The 5,881-nt window shown below is 55.6% G+C and carries 5 protein-coding genes; 2 read left to right on the top strand and 3 right to left on the bottom strand.

Translation table 11 applies throughout. The annotated features are described in order from the left end of the window. The first annotated feature begins 302 nt into the window (after positions 1–302). Entirely contained in the window at positions 303–1,445 is a 1,143-nt protein-coding gene (locus ACTCIA_RS15955) for a lipid II:glycine glycyltransferase FemX (protein WP_463002797.1), read from the top strand. Between the two features lie 85 nt (positions 1,446–1,530). Beyond that, positions 1,531–2,460: an SHOCT domain-containing protein gene (locus ACTCIA_RS15950; RefSeq protein WP_463002796.1), complete on the top strand. Its 930-nt coding sequence runs from the start codon at positions 1,531–1,533 to the stop codon at positions 2,458–2,460. Positions 2,461–2,623: 163 nt separating this feature from the next. On the opposite strand, the gene ACTCIA_RS15945 is transcribed toward ACTCIA_RS15950, so the two are convergent. Genes ACTCIA_RS15945 through hemB form a run of 3 tightly spaced genes read right to left on the bottom strand, consistent with a single transcriptional unit; the run spans position 2,624 to position 5,723 of the window. Next, on the bottom strand, positions 2,624–3,625 hold the full coding sequence (locus tag ACTCIA_RS15945; RefSeq protein ID WP_463002795.1) for a glycoside hydrolase family 3 N-terminal domain-containing protein: 1,002 nt from the start codon (positions 3,623–3,625) through the stop codon (positions 2,624–2,626). Then, positions 3,612–4,736, bottom strand: a complete 1,125-nt coding sequence (gene ahbD / locus ACTCIA_RS15940) for a heme b synthase (protein ID WP_463002794.1) — start codon at positions 4,734–4,736, stop codon at positions 3,612–3,614. The genes ACTCIA_RS15945 and ahbD overlap by 14 nt, the downstream gene beginning before the upstream one ends. 12 nt (positions 4,737–4,748) lie before the next feature. Further along, positions 4,749–5,723, bottom strand: coding sequence for a porphobilinogen synthase (hemB, locus tag ACTCIA_RS15935; RefSeq protein ID WP_463002793.1), 975 nt, complete (start codon positions 5,721–5,723; stop codon positions 4,749–4,751). Positions 5,724–5,881: the final 158 nt, after the last annotated feature.

The following is a 5,881-nucleotide window of genomic DNA, read 5'->3' as shown; positions in this document are numbered from 1 at the left end:
TTCTCAGAATTTCACGTACGGCTAAGTACGCTGCATTCTTCGAAATTGCGCAAGCCTTGATCTTGAACTTTTTACGGCGCCATCTGAAATCAGACTTTTTACGGTGCCATCAGAGGGTATAATTGCATATATTTTCCCGCATTGTCCATATCCGGCTAAAAACTTTATGAAGGCTTGACCTTGGGGGGTGATGTTGTGTAATGTGGCAAAAATTTCACAAATTCCCGCAGGACAGGCGGAAACACGCAAAAAAGGAGACAAACCGGAATGGTTTTACCGTTTCGGATAAGACAATACTGACCATGGATGTATCCGTAATCCCGAAGAAAACAAGACATCTGATTCCCACCCCGCACCTGCAGCAGACCGCTTACTGGGGCCGGCTCAAAAAACAGCAGGGCCGGCAGGCCCGGGCATTTGACCTCATGGTAAAGCCAAAGGAGCGGGCTGAAAATGGACAAACCGAGTCTATGCATTCATATCCCCGGGGCGGCAGCCGGGATATGCTGGTGGTGCTGCGCAGCCTTGGCACGGATTCGTGCATGGCCTACGTGCCCTTTGGGCCGGAGCTGTTGCCGGATGAAGAACGCCGCGGGTGCTGGCTGGAAAACCTTTCGGAGGAACTCCGAACCCAGTTGCCGGAAAACTGTGTTTTTATTCGCTATGATCTGCCCTGGCAGTCTCCGTGGGCAGATGAGCCGGACCGGTACACCGAGGACAACCAGTGGATGGGAGCCCCAAAGGTCAGGGTTCAGGAAATGCGGATGAATTTTGATACCGAGCACTGGAACCTGAGAAAAGCCCCGACTGACCTTTTGCCGCCGGATACCGTGCTGGTGGACGTGGCATCTGACAGGGACCGGATCCTTGCCCGCATGAAGCCCAAGACCCGCTACAACATCCGGTTATCTGCAAAAAAAGGGGTGACCGTGCGCGATGCGGGCATGGAGGGTTTGGCCGCCTGGTATGATCTGTACTGCCAGACCGCCCGTCGGCACAACATGAGCTTAAATGACATGGACTACTTTGCCTCGGTGTTTCAGGTGAAAAACCGGCAATGCCAGTCCCCGGCAAGTGTGCATTTGCTGATGGCAGAGGCAGAGGGAAAGCCCCTGGCCGGGATCATTCTGGCCATTTCCGGGTCACGGGCGACTTATCTATACGGGGCCTCATCTTCGGACCATAAGAACCGGATGGCCTCGTATGCCGTACAGTGGGAGGCCATCAGCCGGGCCCGCAAGGCCGGATGCCGGGAATACGATTTGTTTGGCGTCTCTCCCTATCCTGATCCGGAGCATCCCATGTACGGGCTTTATCGGTTTAAAACCGGCTTTGGCGGCTGGATGCTGCATCGCCAGGGCTGCTGGGACTATCCCCTGGACGAGGCCGCCTATGATGTGTACCGGGCATCTGAAATGGCGGGCTCCGGATTTATCATGGGATAAAAACCTGTCCCGGCGCTTTGCTGTTCTAATTGCATCTCACGGAAATAATATGTTTAACGAATCTCAAATGTTTGGGGGAAATGAAATGAAGCGATACATGATCGCGGTTTTACTGGTTGCACTGTTTGCAGCGGGCTGCAGTTCCGGCGGTGGGTGGAAGGACACGGATGTGGCAAAGGACAAAAACGTGGTGGTCCGCCTGGAACAGCAGATGAAAAACGGGCAGGTGGTGGATCAGAACTACAGGCACCCGGCGGAAATCAATTCGTTTACCATGAGCTGGCTCCTCGAGGATTTGCGCTATATGCCCCAGCCCTCGGTCATCGGCCGATCCGGTGAAGCCCAGATTTTTCAGCAAAGGGAAATCGACCGTCTGGCCCCGGCGCTTTCCAAGGCTCTGGCTTCGGCGGATTCCGGCCAGCGGGTTCATTTTACCTCTCATAACCGGGCAGTTGAGCTGATCTTTGAAAAACAGCGCAAAACTGAAGGTGTGATGTTTGTGGATCAAAACGGCACCCTGCACATCGCCTTTGCCTGGATCAATGCGGTCATTGACGTGGACGGCGAGCCCGAGGGGTCAAGATCCAGCCATCGGTTTGACGTGCTGGAACTCCGGCACGCAGACACCGAGGTGATTGCGCCCAAGCCTTACATGCAGGTGTATCAGTTTGAAGACGGAAAATCAGCGCCCATGCGCCTGGCTGTCAATCTCGAACATCTCAGGGCAGCCGTTGCCCGGCAAATCGGTCAGCAGACCGGTATGCAGTATGCCGAACCCTCCGGCTCGCAGCAGGGCGAGTCTTTCCGGCAGGTCCAGCCGCCGCAGCAGATGCAGACCCGGCAGCCCGCGCAGCAGGTTCAGCCGGCACCGGCACCTTCCCCGCAGGACAAGGAAGCCCTTCGCAAGGAAGTCAGGGATCAGCTGGAATATTTAAAGGAAATTTACGAAGAGGGCCTGATTACGGAAGCCGAATACGAACAGCAGCGCAAAAAGGCACTGGAATCGCTGCAATAATACATGATGGTGCCGTAAAAAGTCCTAAAACGGATATCACCGTCAACCACTAAAGAGACAACTTTTTGATTTTACTTAACACTTAATCACTTAAAACTTAACACTGCCTGTAAAAAAGACTTTTTACAGGCTTATCATACATGATCGATAACAATAAAAACGCTTAGAATAAATACCGGCGCTTGGCTGAGACAATGCGGGAAACCGATTCAGCCTGGCGCCGGTATTGCTTTTCGTCCTCTATGGCCTGTTCAAATATTTGCGCCGCTGTTCTGATCTTGTCCATTGAGTGGCAGATCAAGGCAATATCAATGCCCGCAGCCATGATTTGCGAAATCATGGTTTCCATGCCGTAGTGTTTTTCCACCGCCCCCATTTCCAGATCATCGGTCATCACCAGCCCGTTATACCCCATCCCGGTGCGCAGCAGTTCTGCGGCCAGTGCAGCAGACAGGCTGGCCGGCCAAAGGCTGTCAAATGCCATATACCGGATGTGAGAAAGCATGATCCCGGCGGCATCTGCCTTTACAGCCGCCTGAAACGGAACCAGATCCCGGGCATAAAGGCTTTGGGCCGGGGTATTGAGATCCGGCAGATCCAGGTGGGAATCCAGAGTCGTGCGGCCGATGCCGGGAAAGTGTTTGGCCACGGCCATGATGCGGTTTTTCTGGAGGCCGTTGATGATCTCTGTGCCCATTTCCGCCACATAACCGGGATTTGTGCCAAAGGCGCGTCTGGCCATGATGCTTTGAATGCCAGGGTCGGCCACGTCCATGACCGGGGCCATGTCCATGTTGATGCTCAAATCAGCCAGTTCTGCCGCCGTAATCCGGGCAAACCGGGCCGCGTCGGTTTTGCCGGCAAAATCCGCGGCATCGCCAAATTCCGTAAAATCCGGGGCTTTTAGCCTTGCCACGCTTCCGCCTTCCTGGTCCACGGCAACAAACAACGGCGGCCGGCCGCAGTCTTTGGCATATTTCTGCACATCCGCAGTGAGCCGTCGCAATTGCCCCCGGGTTTCAATGTTTCGGGAAAACAGGATAATGCCGCCAACACAGAAGTCGCGGATCAGATGTTTTAAATCCGCGTTAATCCCTGTGCCCTGAAAACCGGCGATAATACGCTGGCCGGCCATCTGGCGGCAGGTCAGGTCATGGGGCTGCATTCACCCTGCCTTTGGCGGGCTCATACAGGCAAAGGGGTTCTTCTGCCAGCCAGTCGCCGGTGGCTTCGTATGCCCGGGCCCGGCATCCGCCGCAGACCCGCTTGTATTCGCAGATCCCGCATTTGCCCTTTAACTGGTCAAAATCCCGGAGTTTTTGGAATTGTTCGGAATTTTTCCAGATATGGACAAAGGATTCCCGGGTCACATCCCCGCAGTGTAAATCCAGAAACCCGCAGGGCTGGACGATTCCCTGATGGGAGATAAAGCAGAAGCTTGTGCCCCCCAGACAACCCCGGGTGACCGCATCAAGACCGTGGGTCTGCCAGGTCACGGATTTTCCTTCCTCCCGGGCCCGCTGGCGCAATATGCGGTAGTAATGAGGCGCGCAAGTGGCTTTGAGCTGCAGGTTTGTGCGGCTTTTCTGGTCATAAAACCAGTTCAGGGTCTCTTCGTATTCCTGTGCAGTGATGGCCTGATCCACGATATATTTGCCACGGCCAGTGGGTACCAGCAGGAAAATGTGCAATGCCACGGCCCCCAGATCCTCGGCAAGTTTCATGATTTGCGGGATTTGATCACGGTTTAATTGCGTGATGGTGGTGTTGACCTGAAATTCAATGCCTGCCTGCTTTGCCGCCCGGATGCCGGAAAGGGCACCTTCAAAGGCGCCTTCCACGCCCCTGAATCCGTCATGACGCTCGGCTGAAGCCCCGTCCAGACTCACGCTGATGCGCTGGATCCCGGAATCGGCGATTTTTTGGGCTGTTTCCGGGGTGATCAGGGTCCCGTTGGGCGCCATGACCATGCGAAGGCCGAGCCGGGTGCCGTAGGCGGCAATGTCGTAGATATCTTCGCGCAGCATGGGCTCGCCGCCGGTTAATATCACGATGGGGCTGCCGGTTTCCGCGATCTGGTCCAGCAGGCGAAAGGACGCCTGGGTATCGAGTTCTCCGGTATACGGCCCGCAAGTGGCCGCGGCCCTGCAGTGCACGCATGAGAGATTGCAGTTTCGGGTGGTTTCCCAGGCCACCAGCCGCAGGGTGCCCGGGCCGCCGGGAGGGCCGCCCTGGGCGGATGACTGTGCATGGGGATGTTTGGGATCAGAAGTCATCGGGTCAATTCCTTATTCATTCAGCATCTGTGCGGCTTCCATGGCAAAGTAGGTCAGAATCATGTCCGCCCCTGCGCGCTTGATGGCTGTCAGTGTTTCCAGGGCAACGGCTTTGCCGTCAAGCCAGCCCATCTGATCCGCCGCCTTGATCATGGCGTATTCGCCGGAAACATTATAGGCCGCAACCGGCAGGTCAAACTCCTCCCGGATGCGGTAAATCACGTCCAGATAGGGCAGGGCTGGCTTGACCATGAGAATATCTGCGCCCTCGGTGACATCCAGAGATGCCTCCCTGACGGCCTCTAGTGCGTTGGCCGGATCCATCTGGTAGGTGCGCCTGTCGCCGAACTGCGGCGAGGAATCGGCCGCTTCCCGAAACGGGCCGTAATAGGCCGAGCAGTATTTGGCTGCATAGGACATGATGGGCACATTGGCAAAATCGTTTTCATCCAGGGTTTCCCGGATCATTCCCACACGGCCGTCCATCATGTCTGACGGGGCCACCATGTCCGCGCCGGCCTGGGCATGGGAAAGGGCGGTGCGGGCCAGAAGGTCAAGGGTGCCGTCATTGTCGATCACGCCCTTGTCCACAATACCGCAGTGGCCGTGGTCCGTATACTGGCACAGGCACACATCAGTGATCACCATCATGTCCGGGCACTTGTCCTTGACCGCGCGCACGGCTTTCTGGACAATGCCGTCTTTGGCATAGGCTTTTGTGCCCAGGGGATCTTTTTTGTCCGGCAGGCCGAAGACAATCACTGCCGGAAGACCCAGGTCCGCGGCCTGCTTGACGGTTTTGACCAGGTTGTCCACAGACATCTGGTACTGACCGGGCATGGAGGGTACGGGATTTTTCACGTCTTTTCCGCCAATGGCAAAAAAAGGCATGATCAGATCGTCTGTTTTCAGGGTTGTTTCGCGGACCATGCGTCTGAAAGCCCCGGTCTGCCGCAGGCGCCGGGGCCGGTAATCGGGAAACTGCATTTTTTTGTCCTTGCGAGCTTAAAGGTGATGGTTTCGTAAAAAGTAAGTTTTCAGATGGCGCCGTAAAAAGTTTAAGATCAAGGCTTGCGCGATTCCGAAGAATGCAGCGTACTTATCCGTACGTGAAATTCTGAGGAATCGCGCGTAACGCAGATATT

The sequence above is a fragment of the Desulfosalsimonas sp. genome, assembly GCF_055149105.1.
This window is presented reverse-complemented; position numbering and strand designations above follow the sequence as displayed.